The 21608-nt window shown below is 37.6% G+C and carries 15 protein-coding genes and 1 tRNA gene; 5 read left to right on the forward strand and 11 right to left on the reverse strand.

The annotated features are described in order from the left end of the window. Nucleotides 1-61: 61 nt before the first annotated feature. From ABN212_RS03710 to ABN212_RS03730, 5 genes are all read right to left on the reverse strand, one after another. Entirely contained in the window at nucleotides 62-991 is a 930-nt protein-coding gene (locus ABN212_RS03710; protein WP_198632390.1) for a nucleotidyl transferase AbiEii/AbiGii toxin family protein, read from the reverse strand. After that, a complete protein-coding gene (abiEi, locus tag ABN212_RS03715) occupies nucleotides 984-1517 on the reverse strand; it encodes a type IV toxin-antitoxin system AbiEi family antitoxin (RefSeq protein ID WP_198630401.1) in 534 nt (177 codons plus the stop codon). Before abiEi ends, ABN212_RS03710 begins: the two co-directional genes overlap by 8 nt. A 336-nt stretch (nucleotides 1518-1853) precedes the next feature. Beyond that, nucleotides 1854-3500 (reverse strand): chaperonin GroEL, encoded by a 1647-nt coding sequence (gene groL / locus ABN212_RS03720; RefSeq protein ID WP_198621032.1) that lies wholly within the window; start codon nucleotides 3498-3500, stop codon nucleotides 1854-1856. Nucleotides 3501-3552: 52 nt separating this feature from the next. After that, nucleotides 3553-3846: a co-chaperone GroES gene (locus ABN212_RS03725; protein ID WP_036914050.1), complete on the reverse strand. Its 294-nt coding sequence runs from the start codon at nucleotides 3844-3846 to the stop codon at nucleotides 3553-3555. 169 nt (nucleotides 3847-4015) lie between these two features. Continuing rightward, entirely contained in the window at nucleotides 4016-4522 is a 507-nt protein-coding gene (locus tag ABN212_RS03730) for an FxsA family protein (protein WP_198621031.1), read from the reverse strand. A gap of 374 nt (nucleotides 4523-4896) precedes the next feature. Here ABN212_RS03730 and aspA point away from each other — a divergent pair, with 374 nt between their 5' ends. The 4 genes from aspA (at nucleotide 4897) to ABN212_RS03750 (ending at nucleotide 8933) form a co-directional block, all read left to right on the forward strand. After that, nucleotides 4897-6321: an aspartate ammonia-lyase gene (gene aspA, locus ABN212_RS03735; protein ID WP_109374261.1), complete on the forward strand. Its 1425-nt coding sequence runs from the start codon at nucleotides 4897-4899 to the stop codon at nucleotides 6319-6321. A 158-nt stretch (nucleotides 6322-6479) separates the two neighbouring features. Beyond that, entirely contained in the window at nucleotides 6480-7805 is a 1326-nt protein-coding gene (locus ABN212_RS03740) for an anaerobic C4-dicarboxylate transporter (RefSeq protein WP_198621030.1), read from the forward strand. A 183-nt stretch (nucleotides 7806-7988) separates the two neighbouring features. Beyond that, nucleotides 7989-8561 carry a division control transcriptional repressor DicD gene (dicD, locus tag ABN212_RS03745; protein WP_109374260.1) on the forward strand — a complete coding sequence of 191 codons (573 nt, stop codon included), beginning with the start codon at nucleotides 7989-7991 and terminating at the stop codon, nucleotides 8559-8561. A 296-nt stretch (nucleotides 8562-8857) separates the two neighbouring features. Next, nucleotides 8858-8933, forward strand: a tRNA-Phe gene (locus ABN212_RS03750). 178 nt (nucleotides 8934-9111) lie between these two features. Here the strand turns inward: ABN212_RS03750 and ABN212_RS03755 are convergent. From ABN212_RS03755 to ABN212_RS03775, 5 genes are all read right to left on the reverse strand, one after another. Beyond that, entirely contained in the window at nucleotides 9112-10371 is a 1260-nt protein-coding gene (locus ABN212_RS03755; protein WP_198621029.1) for an HlyD family type I secretion periplasmic adaptor subunit, read from the reverse strand. Nucleotides 10372-10387: 16 nt separating this feature from the next. Beyond that, on the reverse strand, nucleotides 10388-12553 hold the full coding sequence (locus tag ABN212_RS03760; RefSeq protein ID WP_198621028.1) for a type I secretion system permease/ATPase: 2166 nt from the start codon (nucleotides 12551-12553) through the stop codon (nucleotides 10388-10390). A gap of 24 nt (nucleotides 12554-12577) precedes the next feature. Continuing rightward, on the reverse strand, nucleotides 12578-13831 hold the full coding sequence (locus ABN212_RS03765; protein WP_198621027.1) for a TolC family protein: 1254 nt from the start codon (nucleotides 13829-13831) through the stop codon (nucleotides 12578-12580). Between the two features lie 102 nt (nucleotides 13832-13933). Further along, nucleotides 13934-19120 (reverse strand): beta strand repeat-containing protein, encoded by a 5187-nt coding sequence (locus ABN212_RS03770; protein ID WP_349442898.1) that lies wholly within the window; start codon nucleotides 19118-19120, stop codon nucleotides 13934-13936. A 131-nt stretch (nucleotides 19121-19251) separates the two neighbouring features. Then, entirely contained in the window at nucleotides 19252-19521 is a 270-nt protein-coding gene (locus ABN212_RS03775) for a helix-turn-helix domain-containing protein (protein WP_198630406.1), read from the reverse strand. Nucleotides 19522-19963: 442 nt separating this feature from the next. Here ABN212_RS03775 and ABN212_RS03780 point away from each other — a divergent pair, with 442 nt between their 5' ends. Beyond that, entirely contained in the window at nucleotides 19964-20755 is a 792-nt protein-coding gene (locus ABN212_RS03780; protein WP_349442899.1) for a helix-turn-helix transcriptional regulator, read from the forward strand. On the opposite strand, the gene ABN212_RS03785 is transcribed toward ABN212_RS03780, so the two are convergent. Further along, complete coding sequence (locus tag ABN212_RS03785; protein ID WP_198620531.1) at nucleotides 20734-21588, reverse strand: helix-turn-helix domain-containing protein; 855 nt, start codon at nucleotides 21586-21588, stop codon at nucleotides 20734-20736. The two genes, ABN212_RS03780 and ABN212_RS03785, sit on opposite strands and share 22 nt — an antisense overlap. Nucleotides 21589-21608 lie beyond the last annotated feature (20 nt).

A 21608-nucleotide genomic window follows, 5' to 3' on the forward strand; every position in this document is an offset into this window, starting at 1 on the left:
TACGAAGTGACCTTAGTCATTAGGGTCACTGCATTATCTAGATCTGGGCTTAAATTGTTATCTACATTTCAAATTTTTTCTCTGATTTCGGATCTTTGCTACCATAGATATCTGTTTGGATAGTAATCAGCAATTCGTGAAGGGTTGATTGTAGAAATATCAGAAAATCCGGCTGATTGATGGTTCTCTCTACTACGGATACGGGTAAAAAGCGTTTCATTTCACCTTCAAATCTGGCACTTTTCACCAGTATGGGTAAAGAGCCAATCCTTTCCTGTAACACCCCTTCAAATTCATCATTCAGTTTATAATCAGCAATCTTTTTCATGACCAATTCAGCGTCAGGTTTTGCACCTTGCTGATGTAACCATACCAAATCCCACATATCTCGATATCGAATATGACTTGTCGTTGCTGGGAAAGATACCAATTTATCAGCCATAATTTCTGTGAGATCTTCCACGCGAATAATGAGATCAGAGTATCCACTTGGGAGCTGCTCATAGTTTGAAACAAGTGTTTTTATACTTTGTGTGTACGCTGGGATATTGGCTATTTCTATTTTGATTTTCTGTTTCGGCAAATCATTTTTACCCTGATTGGTCGTCACTGAAATTTGCCATTTATCAACTTTAACATCAGCGTATTCCGGCTCCTTTCTCAATTCTTTAGGTTCTTTAACAACGACCTCTAATCCATAACGTTCACCAACATACTTTTCAATGCAGCCTTTAATTTCAAGCATCTGCTCTGAACAAAAGTCACGACCACCAGCAAAATCCAGATCTTCACTAAACCTGTTTGAGTTATAGCAAAGCCTGAGTGATGTACCACCTTGAAATGTAAGACTCTTTAAAAGACCTGCCGAAGATAAAGCAAAAATAATGTCATAGTAAAACAATTCCTTTTCTACGACAGGTCTATTGGAGACATAGCCTTTTTGCATGACAATATCATCAACCAATTTGTTAAAATCAACGAGGTCAGTCATTATAAAGTTCCTCTGGTTGAATGAGGTGTGTGTTTCTACCAACCCGTATCAAGTCTTTAACAGCCGTTTCCTTCGTCGCGATCCTCATCGGCCCTCTTCCTTTTATGGTTGTATTGATGATTTCAAACGGTTTCTTTTTCGTATGAGTAATTTCAATAACTCCCCAAGGGGTTTTAAACTCACCTGAACGCCCCGTTGACATAATGGTTAATCTATCGATGGGAATCTGTGAAATAACACCATACTGAGACAAAGCTGATTCAAGGCTGACATAGTTGTAATGGCCTCGTCTAATATTTTCGGCTAAGCGCTCCAAAGGATAAGGTCCTAACGAGCCATGCGAATAGATGTATACACCTTTTGACGCTCGCTTCAACACATTAGCAGAGACCAATCGATCGACTGATTTTTGCAGTGTTTTTTGGGACTCATCAGGAAAGAGTATTTCTAAATCTCTGGTGAGAAAAATATTTCTGCCTTGATTAGCGAATTTTTCAAAAGTATTAACAGCGATTATTAAATCCATAGTGTTACCTCAAACGAAACCACCCTTTATAAGGGGTGATTTTGTGTACTAAAGGTATGATATGCGAATTATGTTAACAAATAAACCCCAAAAAAGGGGATATTATGTATACTAATAATAAGATATACAGGATCTGATCCAAACTCCAGAAGTGACAATTCGTGCCCAATATCGGATTTGACGAGAAAATATCAAATATTTTTTTGAAAGTTTTCGAAATTCTTTGCCCACTAAGTATTAATTTACAATAGTGATTTTCAAATCTCGATCGTATTTAGACATAAAAAAACCCGAGCCTAAGCTCGGGTTTTCTCTGTAAAACGGTAAGCTGATGAATTACATCATGCCGCCCATTCCACCCATGCCGCCCATACCGCCAGCGCCACCTAAATCCATTTTGTCATCTTTAGGTGAATCTGTGATCATTGCTTCTGTTGTGATCATCAGACCTGCGATAGATGCTGCAAATTGCAGTGCAGAACGAGTAACTTTAGTTGGATCTAAGATACCCATATCAATCATATCGCCGTAAACATCAGTTGCCGCGTTATAACCGTAGTTACCTTCACCCGCTTTCACGTTGTTTACAACAACAGATGGCTCTTCACCTGCGTTAGCAACGATTTGACGCATTGGAGATTCCATTGCACGTAATGCAACGCGGATACCCACTGTTTGTTCTTCGTTATCACCAACCATATCACGCAGAGCGTTAGCAACACGAACCAGCGCAGTACCACCACCCGCAACAACGCCTTCTTCAACCGCTGCACGAGTTGCATGCAGAGCATCGTCAACACGAGCACGTTTTTCTTTCATTTCAACTTCAGTTGCTGCACCAACTTTAATTACTGCAACACCGCCAGCTAATTTAGCAACGCGTTCTTGTAATTTTTCACGGTCATAATCTGAAGTTGCATCTTCGATTTGTTGACGGATTTGAGATACACGACCGCTGATAGCGTCTTGATCACCTAAACCATCAATAATAGTGGTTGTATCTTTGTTGATAACAACACGTTTTGCTTGACCTAAGTCTTCTAATGTTGCTTTTTCTAACTCCATGCCGATTTCTTCAGAAATCACAGCACCGTTAGTTAATGTTGCGATATCTTGCAACATTGCTTTACGACGGTCACCAAAGCCAGGTGCTTTAACAGCAGCAACTTTAACGATACCACGCATGTTGTTCACAACTAATGTTGCCAGTGCTTCACCTTCAACGTCTTCTGCAATGATAAGCAGAGGTTTGTTAGCTTTAGCAACACCTTCTAAGACAGGCAGTAATTCACGGATGTTAGAAACTTTTTTATCAACTAACAGAATGAATGGGTTTTCTAATTCTGCTGTACCCGTTTCAGGTTTGTTGATGAAGTAAGGAGACAGATAACCACGGTCAAACTGCATACCTTCAACAACGTCTAGCTCGTCTTCTAAGCCAGTACCTTCTTCAACGGTGATAACACCTTCTTTACCCACTTTATCCATCGCTTGCGCGATCAGAGTACCAACGGTTTCATCAGAGTTAGCAGAAATTGTACCAACTTGAGCAATCGCCTTAGTATCTGAACATGGAACAGACAGTTTTTTCAGTTCTTCGACGGCTGCAAGAACAGCTTTGTCGATACCGCGTTTCAGATCCATAGGGTTCATGCCAGCGGCAACTGCTTTTAAGCCTTCGGCAATGATTGATTGTGCTAATACTGTTGCAGTTGTAGTACCATCACCTGCCGCATCATTGGCTTTAGAAGCAACTTCTTTCACCATCTGTGCGCCCATGTTCTCGAATTTATCTTCGAGTTCAATTTCGCGAGCAACAGATACACCATCTTTAGTAATAACAGGTGCGCCGAAAGATTTATCTAAAACAACGTTACGACCTTTAGGACCTAAAGTTACTTTAACTGCATCTGCAAGAACATTAACACCACGTAACATTTTATTACGAGCATCTACACCGAATTTGACGTCTTTAGCTGCCATCGTATATTTCCTTTGAATTCGTTCAGTTTAAGAAGATCTTAAAAGAGAAAAATTATTCTTCTACAATTGCTAAAATGTCGCTTTCAGACATGATAAGCACGTCTTCGTTATCAATTTTTTCTGTTTTAACGCCATAACCGTCGTTAAAAATTACGATATCGCCAACTTTAACATCCAGCGGTTTAACGTCGCCGTTTTCCATAATACGGCCTTGACCTACGGCTAAAATTTCGCCACGAGTTGATTTACCCGCCGCAGTGCCAGTCAGTACGATACCGCCTGCTGATTTAGCTTCGACTTCTTTACGTTTAACAATAACACGGTCATGTAATGGACGAATCTTCATTAATAGTGCTCCTATAAAAAAGTCCATATCAGGATTAAGGTTGATACCAGTGCCCAAGATGAACCAGTACCATGACGATACAGGTGGGGGCATCCAGTAAAACTTCAAGGGGAGAAGTGTGATTTTTTTTCAAATTTTCCCCATTTCAGTTGATTATGCTTTGGGCTAATTATTTTTTGTCAGAAAAATGGTCGTTATCCTGATCTTCCGTCTTATTATTCAGTTGGTTACTCGGAGAATCCTCTTTACGCTGAAACTCGCCTTCAAAGGTTGATCCATTCTGATTAGAAGAAAATCCACTTTGACCATGACCTGCTGAATAAATTTGAATTCGAGAGATCAGTTTCGTCACTAATAGTGCTTGCAATGGTGGTAATAACAACAGCAAGCCCAAGAAATCTGTAAAAAAGCCTGGGATCAACAGTAAAATACCTGCCAGTATTAATGAAACGCTTTTCACCATTTCTGCTGCTGGCACTTCACCCACTGCAAGTTTTTGTTGCATTGAAGCAATATTTTTTACGCCCTGATTTTTTACCAGTGAGACACCAACACAAGAAGTCAGCACCACAAGGAATAGTGTTGTAAGAACGCCAATAGAAGATGCCACATTGACGAAAATAACGGCTTCTATATAGATAAGAAGGCAGATAACAATTAATGGGAGCCAACGCACTTGGTTCTCCTTTTTATAAAAAAAGATTCATATTATTAATAGAAAGGAGTGTGAACTACATCTAAGGTGATGGTTTACGAACTCGCTTTTTCTTAGTTTATCTACATAATAATGGGGAGCCTAACACTCCTTTTCAAGGGGCGTTAAAAAGAGAAGTAGAACTGCAAAATCCATGAGATAGATCACAAAAAGAAAATATTTAGAGGTTATTTACGTATAAAGTGATCCAGCTTAAAGGTATTTGTTCACAACCCGAATATGATCGTGTCAGTACCAAGCAAAACGGTAAGTTATATTACATTATTAACCGTTAACGATATATTTTATTAACAAGCGCATAACTAGACAGTTAAAATTTTAATAAGAAGGTTCTCATGTCAAATAAAACTCGTATCGAAGAAGACCTGTTAGGTAAAAGAGAAGTTCCTGCTGATGCTTACTACGGCGTCCACACTTTACGTGCAATTGAAAACTTCTACATCAGTGATCGTACCATCAATGATGTTCCAGAATTCATTCGCGGTATGGTAATGGTGAAAAAAGCTGCTGCATTAGCAAACAAAGAGCTTCACACTATTCCTCGTGAAATCGCTGATACGATTATCAAAGCCTGTGACGTAGTATTAGAAACAGGTAAACACATGGATCAATTCCCAGTTGATGTATTCCAAGGCGGTGCAGGTACTTCATTAAATATGAATACCAATGAAGTTATCGCAAACATCGGTCTGGAATTAATGGGCCATCAAAAAGGTGAATACCAATACCTGAACCCAAATGACCACGTCAATAAGAGCCAATCAACAAACGACGCTTATCCTTGTGGTTTCCGTGTAGCGGTTTATAACTCTATTATCAAATTAACAGAATCTATCGAACTGCTGAAAGCAGGTTTTGATAGAAAAGCAGTTGAGTTCAAAGACATCCTGAAAATGGGTCGTACTCAATTACAAGATGCTGTACCAATGACTTTAGGTCAAGAATTCCACGCTTTCTCTGTACTGATGAAAGAAGAAATCAAAAACCTGAAACGCACTGCTGAGTTACTGTTAGAAATGAACTTAGGTGCAACAGCTATCGGTACTGGTCTGAATACAGCGCCTGGTTACCAAGAACTGTCTGTTAAAAAATTAGCAGAAGTAACTGGTTTAGCTTGTGTTCCAGCAGAAGACTTAATTGAAGCAACTTCTGACTGTGGTGCTTATGTCATGGTTCACGGTGCATTAAAACGCTTAGCTGTGAAAATGTCTAAAATCTGTAATGACTTACGTTTACTGTCCTCTGGTCCTCGTGCAGGTCTGAAAGAAATCAATCTTCCAGAACTACAAGCAGGTTCTTCAATCATGCCAGCTAAAGTAAACCCAGTTATTCCAGAAGTTGTTAACCAAGCTTGCTTTAAAGTTATCGGTAATGACACTTGTGTCACTATGGCAGCTGAAGCTGGTCAATTACAATTAAACGTAATGGAACCTGCAATTGGTCAAGCAATGTTCGAATCAATTTCTCTGTTAAGCAACGCTTGCCGTAACTTAGTAGAAAAATGTGTTGATGGTATCACTGCGAACAAAGAAATCTGTGAACACTTCGTATTTAACTCAATCGGTATCGTTACTTATCTGAACCCATTCATTGGTCACCATAACGGCGACATCGTTGGTAAGATTTGTGCAGAAACAGGTAAGAGTGTACGTGAAGTTGTTCTAGAACGTGGTTTATTAACCGAAGAACAACTGGATGATATCTTCTCTGTTGAGAACTTAAAAAACCCGGCTTACAAAGCAAAACGCTTTGATGATTAATAATTATGTTTCATAACATAACCATGTTAAACATAAGAATGAGCTCTTAAAAATACAAGGCACGGACTCTTTAAGGGACGTGCCTTTTTACTTGATTGTAAAAACAAAAATTTAACTTATCTTTCTCATTTTTTTAATTATCTCAAGGAGTAAACGCTATGTTAGCCGTAGAATTGATTATCGTTCTGCTGGCCATTTTCCTCGGTGCGAGACTTGGGGGAATTGGTATCGGGTTTGCCGGTGGTTTAGGGGTTTTAGTTTTAGCTGCTATCGGTGTTAAACCTGGTTCAATCCCTTTTGATGTTATCTCCATCATTATGGCTGTTATTGCCGCAATCTCTGCGATGCAGGTTGCTGGTGGTTTGGATTATCTTGTTGGCCAAACTGAAAAACTGTTAAGACGCAATCCAAAATACATCACAATTCTTGCGCCTATTGTGACTTATTTCTTAACTCTATTTGCAGGTACAGGGAACATCTCTTTAGCAACACTACCAGTTATCGCTGAAGTTGCAAAAGAACAAGGCATCAAACCTTGCCGTCCTTTATCAACCGGTGTTGTTGCAGCTCAAATCGGTATTACTGCATCTCCTATCTCTGCGGCTGTTGTTTACATGGCTTCTGTCATGGAAAACCCTGCAATGGTGGGTGAAGGTAACACTGTAAGTTATATCACTCTGCTGTCTATCTTATTACCAGCAACTTTCCTTGCTATCATTCTGATGTCATTTATCGTGTCTTGGGTATTTAACTCAAAACTGTCTGATGATGCTGTCTATCGTGAGCGTTTAGAACAAGGTCTGGTTGAATTACGTGGTAGCCAAGAACGTAGAGAAACATTATCAGGTGCTAAATCATCTGTAATGCTGTTCTTACTGGGTGTTGTCTGTGTTGTAACTTATGCAATTATCAACAGCCCAAGCTTAGGTATCGTGAAAGAACCGTTAATGAACACCACTAACGCCATTCTTATCATCATGCTGAGTGTTGCAACCTTAATCACTGTTTTCTGTAAAGTGAAAACTGACAACATCCTAAACTCAAGCACCTTTAAAGCAGGTATGAGTGCATGTATCTGTATTCTGGGTGTTGCATGGTTAGGTGATACTTTCGTTTCAAGTAACATCGATTGGATCAAACTGACTGCGGGTGACTTAATCACTGGCCATCCTTGGTTATTAGCAGTTATCTTCTTCTTCTGTTCTGCTCTGTTATATTCTCAAGCAGCAACAGCGAAAGCGTTAATGCCAATGGCTTTAGCATTAGGTGTAACTCCATTAACTGCAATTGCTTCTTTCTCTGCGGTTTCTGGTCTGTTCATTCTGCCAACTTACCCAACATTGGTTGCAGCAGTTCAAATGGATGACACAGGTACAACTCGTATCGGTAAATTAGTCTTCAACCACCCATTCTTTATCCCAGGTACTATTGGTGTGGTATTAGCTGTCGGATTTGGTTTCCTCTTCGGCGGTATGATTTTGTAGTTTGAAGTAAAAAATTAAAACATTGCAAAAAAGTGCTTAGCACTTAAAAGAAATAAAAAATAAGAAAATACCCTGTCGCAAGATGGGGTATTTTCATTTTAGCTTATCGCTCCTCGCTTTCATTTTTAGCTAAAGTCTGCTAATTATGATGTTCTCGCGACAACGTGATTTAAGGAGATTTCCGTGCAACGTGAAGCGTTATTAGACCACGTACTTATCCAATTAGAGCAATACGGCTTAGCTGCAACCTTACCTGAGCTTCTTCAAGATTCGGGTATCAACGAATCTGATCTTCACCCTTTCTGGCCTGATAGAGATGCATTGATTTTTGATTGTCTTCGCCACCACGGACAACAAATTGATATTTGGCAACGCCAAGTAATGTTAGATGAAGAACTCTCTATCGAACAAAAACTACTGGCACGTTACGATCAACTCGCTATGCGTTTAGAAAAAAACCGATTCCCAGGTTGTTTATTTGTTGCTGCTTGTAGCGCATATCCTGATGAGCACTCTCAAATCCACCAATTAAGCCAACGTCAAAAACAAAGCTCATTTGATTACTCTAGAACGCTACTACGCGAGCTTGATATCGAAGATAGCGAGTTAGTTGCCAAACAGATGGAGCTCATCTTAGAAGGCTGTTTAAGCCGTTTAATGGTGAATCATCATGCTGATGATATTATTACAGCAAAATTATTGGCAGAAGATATTCTTAAGATTGCTCAATGCCGAAAAAATGGTGCATTAAGTTAGTTGTAAGCGTTAGAAAACGAGACAAATGATCTGTTTTTTTGTTTGTACTCAATTTCTATCTGTAGAGTAGCAAAAAACAAATTTAATCATCAAAAAAAGAGAAGGTTTTCTCTTTGATATGCAAAAAAGTGAATATCTTTACTGATTGTTATTTAAGCATTTTTTACTAAAAAATAGCTTATGATGAAAATTTAAACTCGAATAGAGTAAAAAGAAAGCAAACAAACTTATTTTTGCATTTTTTATTAAAAAGACGTTGACGCATCACGCTGAATACGGTTTAATGCGCCTCGTTAGCCCGAATAGCTCAGTCGGTAGAGCAGGGGATTGAAAATCCCCGTGTCCTTGGTTCGATTCCGAGTTCGGGCACCATCTTTAGAAAAACCAGCCTTAGGGCTGGTTTTTTGCTTTCTACTCTTCATAATTTTCAATATCTCTTTTCAAACGAGACAATCCCTTTATTGCATTATGACTTTTCTTGTTCTCTTAAAATATTATTTCTAATGCAGCCTTATTATATGAACAAGACTGCATAATATTAAAAATAGAATTATCTTTCTTGTAATGCTTGTTTCATCCTAGTTATTGGCTTAATCAAATATTGAAATACTGTTTTTTCACCCGTCTTAATATCCACACCAGCAATCATCCCTGGAATGACAGGTAATTCCTTTCCGTTTTTGTCAGTAAGATGACTACTCTGTGTAGTGACTAACACACGATAAAAAGCTTCATCTTGATTGAGTTTTAAATCACTAGGTCTCTTTTGATCATGCAATGTATCTGGGCTAACTAAAGTAACAATACCTTCCAATCCACCATAAATAGCGTAATCATAAGCAGTTAGTTTGACTAATGCAGGCATTCCTGTACGGACATAAGCAACATCTCTCGGGCTGATATAAGCCTCAACTAATAGTTGGTCTTCCAATGGGACAATTTCCATAATATCCTGCCCTGCTGAAATTACTCCGCCAACAGTATTAATACGTATATTTTTGACTATACCTCTTAATGGAGCCCGTATTAATGCTCGTTCGACCGGATCAGCACGCCCTGCCATATTTTCCCTTGCCTGAGCTAATTCTGCTTCCGTTTTAACTAATTCAGCACTTGCTTCCGTTAGATATTTATTTTTCTTTTCATTTATCTGAGATTGAATATCGGCTGACTGTCGCTCCATTCGCAACAATTCCACAGCAGACATCGCACCTTGTGCAACAATAGGTCTTGTTATTGCGATCTCTCTGTCTAATAAAGCTTTGCTTTTTTGTAAATTATTTACCCCTGATCCCAGCGCCTCTTTACGTATATTGTATACCGTTGTTTCACGCGCCACTAAATCAGCGGCTAATCCCTCAGGGAATTTTAGTTCAGTAGAATATGCCTCCGCTTTAAGTCTTGCTCGAATGGCTTCAAGATTATCAACTTTCGCTTCACTCTCTCTCAAAATAGCCGAGGAACGGGTATCATCCAGAGTCAGCAATACCTGTCCTTTTTCAACAATATCCCCTTCCTTGACTTCCATGCTTTTTAATATTCCGGCATCCAGTGTCTGAATGATCTGTTCCCGGCTGCTGGGAATAATACTACCCTGCCCACGAGTAACTTCTTCAAGACTACTGTTCCATGCCCAAATAACAAAAATAATCAAAAAAATCAGCAACATTGTGATCATCATAAAGCTCTTATGATGTTTTTCGTGCTGAAGTGCTGCATGTAAGTCATTTAGAAGTGCTAAATCCTTATTAGAAAAAGCTTCTTTAGAATGACTTGGAGGCGTCACTTGTTTTTTATTTAATTCATTCATTTCAACGTTCTCAATCTTACTTATCTATTTTGGCTTTTGAGTGAACAGTCATTTGTTTTTCTTTTTCATTTTTAGCTAACTGCTGTAAAACCGCATCTCTATGGCCATCCATCACAACTTTACCGTTATCAACAACAATTATTCGGTTGACGATACTCAGAACCTGAGGTCGATGAGTAACAACTAATAATGTTCTTGTGCGACACCATGCTGAAATGGCATTTAATGCCTGAATTTCTGAATATTGATCAAGTCCCGTTGTTGGTTCATCAAGTAAGACAACTTTTGGATTTCTCATCGTCATTCTAGCCAAAGCAACAATTTGTTTTTGCCCACCAGAAAGACCTAACCCATTCTCCCCCAAGGACATATCTAAGCCTCTTGGATGCTTTTTAATGACTTTATCTAAACCAAATCGCTTTAGTGCTACAATCAAATCTTGATCACTAGAAAAACCATCCATACGAGCTAAATCAAGATTCTCTCTTAAGCTACCTAAAAATAGCCTTGGTTCCTGCTCTAATAACAACACCTGATTACGCAAATAATGAGGATCTATTTGGCGAATATCGACATCATCTAATGTGATGTTCCCTTGTTCCGTCGGATATAACCCAGCTGCTAATTTTAAAGTCGTTGATTTACCACTGCCAATACGCCCAAGTATTCCAACTTTTTCACCCGGCTTTATTTCAAATGATAAATTTTTCACTACACTGCTACTATCTTGATTATAAGCAAATGAAACATTTTGGAATTTTATATTTCCATTCATTTGTTTTAACGTAATATATTTCCTATCAGGTTCACGTTCTGAAGGTCTTTCAACGATGCCGTTTACACCTTTTAATGCGACCCAAGCCTGTTGAAAACGTATAGCTAAACCCGCAATTTGCCCTAATGGTGATAATGCTCTACCGGATAAAATAACTGTTGCAATTAAAGCCCCCATCGTAATTTTATTTGCGGGATCATCACTATGAATTAAATAAGTACCGATAATAACTAAAAATATCGTATTTAACTGTTGCATCATAACAGCAAAATAAATAACAAAATTACTGATATTTTTAACTTTCATTGATGAAGAAGCTGTTTTTGCCGTGTAATAATCCCAACGCTTTTGTGCCCAACTCATTGCATTATTCGTTTTTAACGTTTCTATACCTTCAATAGCTTCTACTGCTAATCCTTGTCTTTGAGATGATTCCTTCATCGATTCATTAATATATTTTGATAAAGGTATTTGAGCTAAAAGCCCAACAATAATAACCAGTGGAATTATCGTAAGTGGTACAAAAGCTAAATTGCCCCCAACAAGCGCAATTACAGATACAAATAAAATTAAAAAAGGCATATCTACTAATGTTAATAAACTCGCACTCGTCATAAAATCACGGACAGATTCGAAATCTCGTAAATTATTAACATAGGAACCAGATGATATAGGTCTTTCCTGTAATTTAAGATTGGTAACCTTTCTAAATAAAGCCGAGCTGATAATTAGGTCAGCTTTTTTACCAGCAATATCAGTTAACCGTCCTCGGATCATCTTTGCTGTAAATTCAAATAATATTGCAAGAATTACACCAATACTTAAAACCCAGAGAGTTTGATATGACTTATTTGGTATCACTCTGTCATAAACATTCATGACATATAATGAACTAACAAGTGCTAGAAAATTAATCACAAAAGTGGCGAGAATAATTTGATAATAATATTTTTTAAAGCGCCAAATAACTTTAAAAAACCATGCCTTAGGCATCGTATATTCGGGCAATTCTGAACGTACATCTGTTGCGATACGAGGCTTAATAAACCAACAATAACCTAAATACTTTTCATTTAATTCTGATTGAGTTAACCAAACAGATAAACCATCGACTTGCTGAATTTTATATTTACGCTGCCCAGTTTCATCAAATGAAATTTCTGTTAAAACGGCACTCTCTTCATTTTTTAATAATAATAATACTGGCATAGCCAGAGAGGGAATATCATCTAATAAACGTTGTGATAATGTATTTTCAAATCCTTCACTCTTCAGATATTCAATCAGTGATGAAAAATCAATTCCCATCTTTGCGGTACGGATTGTATGCGCAGTTAGTGTAGCCACGGATAAATGTGTGCCTAATAACTGAGTTGTAAGAGAAAGACCTTCTATGATCAATTTCATAACTACAATATTTACCTTAATTTATTAGTGTGTGAGTGAATTAAGTGCCCAGCGAGAAAGTGTTCCTTGTGCATACAAATAATCAAGCATCCCGTGTCTGAGATCGCCCAATGTTGTGGCGTAAGATAATTCAACATCAGATAACTCTTTTTCTGCATTCAAAACATCTAACAAAGAACGGCGTGCAACATTAAATTGTAATTGATAAAAATCGACTACTTTTGTCGATGATAAAATTTGTGCATCTAATATCTTTAATTTTTGAGTACTTTTTTGGATATTAATTACCGATAAACGTCTTGCTTCTTCAATGTCTCGAATAACCCTATCCATTCTCTGTTGAGCCGCATTTAACTGACTTACTTTTTCATCAACAGAATATAATGATGAAAAATTAATAATATCCCATGTCACATCAATACCTATCTGACGATCATCTTTAGTCATATTTCCAGTTAAATTAATTCTTGGTAATTGTTTTTTATTTTCAACTTTAACGCCCATTTTTTTAGCGTCTATATCGGCTTGGCTCACAAGATAGGCCGGATTTTGATTATTATTTTCCGCAGTGAATTCTCTATACATATCACTGACTGTCATTCCATCAAAAGGATTGACAAGATCACTCTCTCCAACCGGAAACCCTGTATATTTTGATAACGTACTCAGCGTTGTCATTAATTCTTTTTCATAATAGTTAATATCTTGCTCTACTAATATTTTTCTTGCTTCTGCCTGAACATATTCAGAAATACGCCCTTCATCATTACGGGCTATCACATTTAATTCAGAGATAATTCTATTATGCCTATCTAAGCTTTTTTTCTTTACCGCAATAGATTCTTTGGCTAACAATGCTTTTAAATAGAGATCTGATATGGTGTAAGCGACATTTTCTTTCGTTTCGCTATATTTAAATTGATAATAGAGCTGTTCTTTTTCATTACGTTCAACATCATTTTCTATTCCACCAAAAGAATAGAGATTTAATTCTCCTCTTAGTCCTGGAGTAAAACTATTATTATCATAATCACTTTCATCACGATGATATTGTCCTAATAATTTATTTCCAGTGACGCTTATTACGGGAAAATGTTGAGCCCTAGCCTGATTAACTCTTGCAACCGCTATATCTATATCGGCTTTAGCTTCTAATAATTCGGGCGCATTATTTAATGAGTTATTTAATATATATTTTAAAGAATTCGCATGTGAATTAAATAATACGCCTCCAAAAATAACAAACGTTATTATTTTGAGTTTATTTATAGAAAACACAGATATTACCTCTAATAAAAAATACAATCTAAATATAGAAATTTATGATTGGATAATAAGGCTGCTCGAACGAGCAGCCTTAGATTTAATTAAAACAGATAATTAGAAAACACCTCCATTATCAATAATATTATTATCGATATAGACATTAGCACCACTTGCACTACTGTAAAGCGTATAAGTATGCTCAGTGCCATCTAATGCAGTTGCTTTAGTTGTTGTGGCTGTAGCGGTAAATGTCCCTAAGGTGTTAACTCCGTCAGCCCCTAAATCAACTTTATCATTAGCATCACCGGAAATATAAATCGTTGAATTTGCATTCATTCCCAATACATCCGATGCTGTTAATTTGACGGTTTGAGATGCATTATCTACTTTCAGATCACTGCCAACAGTCATATCAACTTTCTCGAAGCCAGCAATACCTTCATCTTTCCCTGTCGCCAGATTGACAGAAATAGTCCCTGTCAGAACCAGAGTATCACTACCTTCTCCACCATTAATATAACCCTGATTACCAATAGGTTTAGGATCATAGTCTTTTGTCAGAACAACGATATCATCACCAGCACCCGCATCAATGGTTATTTTACCATTTGAAATAGTGCCTATTTTGATTGTGTCATTCCCGTCACCACCATCAATGGTCGTCGCAGCTGAACCTAAAGTTGCACCAGTGGAATCAAATACATCATCTCCTGCCCCTAGTGAAATAGTTGTGTTATATGCTCCCTCAGTAACGGTAACAGTATCATTGCCGTCCCCCATAGAAACAGTAGCACCACCATAAATCCACCCAGCAGTTAAGGTATCAGCATTATCACCAACAGAAACATTACCAGTTAGGTTTTTAGTGATAGTGATATTATCACTACCGTATCCACCTAGAATTTCACCAGATACAGAACCATAAATAGTGACAGTATTAACATCCGTAACCGCGTCAATATTATTGTCATTACCCAGACTGAAATTGCCACCATCCTGATAAACAGAAAGATACTCTTTTGGCAGATTTGACTTAGCTTGAGTACCACTCCCCAGATCTAATAAACCAGATAATTCAGTATTATTTTGAGAATTAGCATCACCTTGGGTAAAAGTATCACTGCCTGAGCCAAGATAGATTTGGCCAGCATTTGTTACCCCTGTACGTTTAATCGTAACGGTGTCATCACCAGATTCCATAAAGAGATAACTGCCAGCATACATAACACGCAACGCCGTATTCATACCATCCATAGTAAAAGTATCATTACCTTCACCAGCATAGACTCGGGTATTGGCTAACATATTACCGCGAACCACCATCAGATCATCACCAGCCCCTAAATCAACAGTTGTAATACTTTGATTACCATCTGTTTTTGTACCATCAGGTCCATTATCTGAAGAGTTAGCCACATTGCTGTATGATGAAGTTTCGCTACCATCCTGATAATAACCAACATAAATTGTATCGTTATAATCAGTTGTTAACATAGGATCAGCATCACCGCTGTTAACACCGATGGTATATCCAAAATCGTTTGTTCCCGCTTTAGATGAGGATAACGAATATTTCAGCGTAAAATCACCATCCAGATTACGTAATGAAATCGGGTTACCATCATAAATAACACCCGTTGCTGAAGCACCCGCATTATTTACTATATCTGTTGCGGCTGTAGCGTTGTCAGATGTTCCCGTAATGGTTGCAACCACTTTTTCCATACCCTCGGCATTAAATGCATTTTGGTTAGCTTCCATTGTTGGATCAACCATAAATGAAACACTCTTAGAGCCAGCAGGAATAACAACCGTTACTGTTGATGCACCATCATACGTTACTTTGCCTGTGTCACCATGCAGGACAATTTTTCCGTCGTGCTGAGAGCCTGCAAGCGTTGAATAATCTGGCGCACTGGCATGACCCACACCATTTGTTAAGGTTATTGTCACAGTCACATCTTGTGCTGCAACAGAATCCAAAGCAACGGTATACACTAATCCGGTAGTACCATCTGTGTCTTCAACGGTTGCAGGAACTTCAGTTACTTCACCGGAAACAGAGGCATCTGCACTAATCTTATCCCCTTTGCTATCCGTTGATGTTGTATCAACACTGATACTCACTGTCGGTAACACATCTGTTTTAGATGTTGCTGTTGCCGGATCACTTTCATTACCACTTGGATCTTTAGCAACTGCGGTCACTTCACTGTTATCTTTTACATTATCAGATGGAATAGTAGTGTTATTACCCTGACTGTCTGGGATCAAATTAGGATCACTAGATGTCCAGCCATTATCCCCTTTCTCCATTGTTACAGTCTGTTTATCACCATTTTCATCCTCAAAGGTAATTTCAACTGTATCACCTTTATTTGCATCCCCCGGCAGTTCAACGGAAACAGAACCATTATCTTCCGCATTTAATACTGGTGCTGATGGTGCAACTGTATCGACCATAAAGTCTGTTGCTTTCCCCTCACCACTCGTATTACCCGCAGGATCGGTAATTTCTGCTTTCACAGAATAATTGCCATCCGGAGTTGCTTTATCTGCCGGAATAGTCACTTCGGCTTTACCCGCAGTCACTTCATCCGCCGTCAGTGTGTGTTCAACGGTGTCAGTGCTACCGTCAGGTTTGGTGATCGTCAGGGTGAGTTTATCCCCTTCCGCACTGCCTGCTGGCACGGTCACTTCGGTTTGTACGCCATCTTTTAGCTCGTCGGCATTCACGCCATCAGCTGCTTCTGGAATAGTCACCACCGGAGTAGTATCTACCACGCCGTCACCGTCAGTGTCGCCTGGAATTTGAGTGTCGACCGTAAAGTCGGTTGGCTGACCTTTTCCACTGGTGTTACCCGCTGGATCGGTAATTTCAGCCGTAACAGCGTAGTTACCGTCTGCCGTCACTTTATCTGCCGGAATAGTCACTTCGGCTTTCCCCGCAGTCACTTCATCCGCCGTCAGCGTATGTTCAACGGTGTCAGTGCTACCATCAGGTTTGGTGATCGTCAGGGTGAGTTTATCCCCTTCCGCACTGCCTGCTGGCACGGTCACTTCGGTTTGTACGCCGTCTTTCAACTCGTCAGCATTCACGCCGTCAGCTGCTTCTGGAATAGTCACTTGCGGTAATGCATCCACCACGCCGTCACCGTCGGTGTCGCCTGGAATTTGTCCATCAACAGCAAATTCCACTTTATTCCCTTGTTTCGGCGGATTACTTCCCTGAGTTAAACTAACATCAACACTGTTTTGGCCGTCTTGTACTGCGTCTTTCGGAATATCTATTGACACTTTGCCTGCCGTCACGTCATCTTTCGTGACGGTATGTGTAATAGTTTCAGTAGTGTTATCTGGACGAGTGATAGTTAGCGTAATTTCTGCACCTTCTACAGTGCCTGCTGGCAAGGTCACTTCCGCCTGTAAACCATCTTTCAGTTCATCTGCATTCGCATAACCATCCGCCACTTCTGGGATAGTCAGCACTGGTGCATCGGTGACACCATCGGTTTTTGAAGTCACAGTTGAAGGGTCACTTTCATTGCCACTTGGATCTTTGGCAACACCCGTTACTTCGCTGTTGTCTTTCACATTATCCGCAGGGATCGTCGCTTTATCACCATTGCTATCCGGAATTAAAGCAGGGGTATCCGATGTCCAACCATTGTCACCTTTTTCTAAGGTCACCGTATGTTTGTCACCGTTTTCATCTTCAAACGTAATTTCTACGGTATCACCTTTATTGGCATCCGTTGGCAGTTCAATAGACACCGAACCGTCATCTTCTGCTTTTAATTCTGGTGCTGAAGGGGCAACCGTATCGACCGTAAAGTCTGTTGCTTTACCCTCACCACTCGTATTACCCGCAGGATCGGTAATTTCTGCTTTCACAGAATAATTGCCATCCGGAGTTGCTTTATCTGCCGGAATAGTCACTTCGGCTTTACCCGCAGTCACTTCATCCGCCGTCAGTGTGTGTTCAACGGTGTCAGTGCTACCGTCAGGTTTGGTGATCGTCAGGGTGAGTTTATCCCCTTCCGCACTGCCTGCTGGCACGGTCACTTCGGTTTGTACGCCGTCTTTTAGCTCGTCAGCATTCACGCCGTCAGCTGCTTCTGGAATGGTCACCACCGGAGTAGTATCTACCACGCCGTCACCGTCGGTGTCGCCTGGAATTTGTCCATCAACAGCAAATTCCACTTTATTCCCTGGTTTAGCTGGATTACTACCTTGTGACAAGCTGACACCTACGCTATTTTGACCGTCTTGTACCGCGCCTTTCGGAATATCCATTGACACTTTGCCCGCCGTTACTTCATCTTTCGTGACGGTATGTGTAATAGTTTCAGTGGTGTTATCTGGACGAGTAATAGTCAGTGTAATTTCTGCACCTTCTACAGTGCCTGCTGGCAAGGTCACTTCGGCCTGTAAACCATCTTTCAGTTCATCTGCATTCGCATAACCATCCGCCACTTCGGGAATACTTAAAACTGGTGTGTCTGTTACGGGATCTGGTTTTGCTGTTACAGTAACATCATCACTTTTATTACCACTCGGATCTTTCGCACTTGCGGTAACATCACTGTTATCTTTTATATTGTCATTCGGAATGGTGACGTGATTGTTATCTGTATCAGGAATTAAGTCCGGATTGCTTGATGTCCAGCCATTATCGCCTTTCTCTAATGTGACAGTATTTGAGTTACCATTCTCATCTTCAAAAGTAACATCTACAGAATCACCTTTATTTGCATCTTTTGGTAAATCAATAGACACAGAACCATCATCTTCAGCTGTTAATCCTGGTTTACTTGGTGCGGTAACATCGGCATCATTACCTTTATTATCACCACCATGGTTTCTATTAGCTAAAAAGATCGCTAATGCACTACCGATAGAACCAGCAACCCATAAAAATAGACCAATTCCATCATCATTATCAGAAAGAGTACCGGTTTCACCAGCAACTAAATGCTCTAAAACAGGACCATCTTGAGTAATAGTGACTTCCCCCATGACCCCGTTTTGATCTAATACATTTAAAGTTGCATAACACTGTTCTTCTCCTGGTTTACATTCTTCCCAGAAATCTTTAATTACAACTTCGAACTCTTGTTCTTTACTAGATAAAATAAGATCATCTGACTTACGAAGTGCTTTAATATCTAGCGGTGAAAGATTTGTTTCAGAATCAATTAATTGGTAAACTTCATTGGGTTTTGCCGTTATCACATGCTTTGCATGCGGATTTAACTGCACTTGTATATCTGAATTTTTTTCAGAAAAGATAAATTTCATAATAATTACCTAGCATTAGAATAGAACTTCTAAACAGTAAATACGCGCTGTTTATTTAAAAATTCTTTATTAAGAATCAGTTACAAAATAATAGTCTTTCCTTATTCTCCCCCTTGTATTTGCATTGTTTTCTATTTATGAATATACTCGCGATTACAATCAATAATTATTCTCTTTTTACTGTCTAATATTTTTATAAAATGAAGGATAGAAATATTTAAAATAAAGCAAACTTCTATTAGTGTAGAAACACTCCATTTAACATCACCTCGTTCGAGGCGAGAATAATGTTGTTGGCTTATATTCATTTTCTTTGCCACATTAATCCCTGTCAGCTTTTGAGCCTTCCTTATAGCTTTAACCTCGTTTCCTATTACATAATTAATATTCCAGCCATGCATCTTAATTACCTAAGAAGGGGATGAACATAGAAACACTACAAATATGATTTCACTTAAGTTCAGTGTATCACCTAGCCCTGCGCCCCAAATCAAACAAAGAAATAAATAAATACCACAAAACAATAAATAAGATATTTATCAATAAAGTAGGAACCCTAAAAAAGATACAACAACTAATTTTTTTAATTAAACTGCCAAAAATGTTAAAACATACTCGTATAATCAAAGTTATACTTACACCTATGTAATTTACTGTGAGAATTAGTCTTTACTTATGATAACCCACATAAAAAAATAACACTAAAAGATAAATAAATACCACTATTTGCTACACCACAAAAAATGTAATTTCATTTATAAAAATAAAACCATAGACTAATCATTAATATATTTATCATTACTATTTAACTAATTAAATTTGGATTAAAGTGAGTCTATTTATATGAAAGATTATTATTTTCATTTAAAAAACTTAACCCTATCTAATTACATTATGTTATTAACAAAAGATAGCGAAATACGAATAGAAACGAGTAAATTTAAAAAATCAATAAATAAAAATAGTATTGCTCTAATATCAAAAGATATAAAGTTTGATGTATTTTTTTCTAAAGAAAACAAACCAACCTTACTTTATTTATCTTGTGATGTCCTTAGAGATGCTTTAAAAATAAATTTTGCCTCTAATCATCTTATATTAAAAGAGAATACACAGAATATTGAAAACAATATTTTGATAAAAAAAACTCATCCAGAAGATATTCTGTTATTTAATAAATTAAAAACCAAATTTAATAACGAAATTATTACATCTGACAAAATAGAACATGAATATATATTAAAAATAGCATACTTATTAAGTGGATTAGAAATAAATATTATGAGTTTTATCTATAATATGTACAATTCATCATATACAAATAAAATAACCAATATCATTAGTGAAGATTTAAGTTATGAGTGGAAATTAAAAGATATTAGTAAAAGATTATATATTGGGACATCATCTTTGAGAAAAAAGCTTGAGGCAGAAAAAACAAATTTTACAAAAATATTAACCAAAGCAAGAATGGAGCATGCTATAAATTTATTAACAACAACAAATTTAAATATAAATACCATATCAAATAAATTAGGGTATAAAACAACGTCATATTTCATAAAAAAATTTAAAGAATACTACAATACAACCCCAAAAAAATTACTAAAAAATTACACTACAGGAACGAAGTAATCCAATGAACATATATTACTTTTATCTTTCATTTGTTTAATATTAAAAACCTCAATATCATAGCTATCCCTTTTTTTAGCTTTTAACTTTGGTAACTCTCTAAAATAAATAACATTAGATAATATTAAATATTCATCCCATGTACCATAAAATGAAAATTTATAATACCTATCACCATTTATAGACAAAAAAACTTCATGCTTATTACTAAATTCAAAAAAGTTATATACAGCTAACAAATTTTTAGTGGAGGTGGATTTTTCACATCGATAATATACATTCAAATAAAAATCAGAACTATTTTTTATTAAACCTTTTAATTTATCTATTTTATTTTTATCCTTAAAACCTAACCCAGTTCGAGCAATTTTAGCCTTAAGCTCAAAAGGAATATCAACATAAAAAACACTTTCCTCATATTCAGAAGATAATAAATTGACAAAACTCTCACTACTTATTAATTTTTGGAAAGTTAAATATTTGTGTTGTGGTATATAATAAGAAAAATCCCAGTATTTACAGGTTCGGTAAGCACTTGGTGTTACTTTAAAGTATCTTTTAAAAGCTCTTGAAAAATTCTGTTGAGAATTAAATTGATAAATAATCGATATATCTAATACAGATAAACTTGTTAATCGTAATAAAGTTGCAGACAACGACAAACGTCTTGCTAGGATATATCTAGCAACCGTCTTACCAGTAAAATGATAAAACAAATCTTGAAAATGCCTTTTACTGTATCCTGATTTTTTTATAACATCACCTTGAGATAAAGGACTATTTAAATTTTCTTCAATCCAATCGAGGATAGCCTGTAAAAGATTTTCTTTCAAAATTTAGCCTTATATTAGCT

This window comes from Proteus genomosp. 6, assembly GCF_040139785.1.
Classification (GTDB): Bacteria; Pseudomonadota; Gammaproteobacteria; order Enterobacterales; family Enterobacteriaceae; genus Proteus.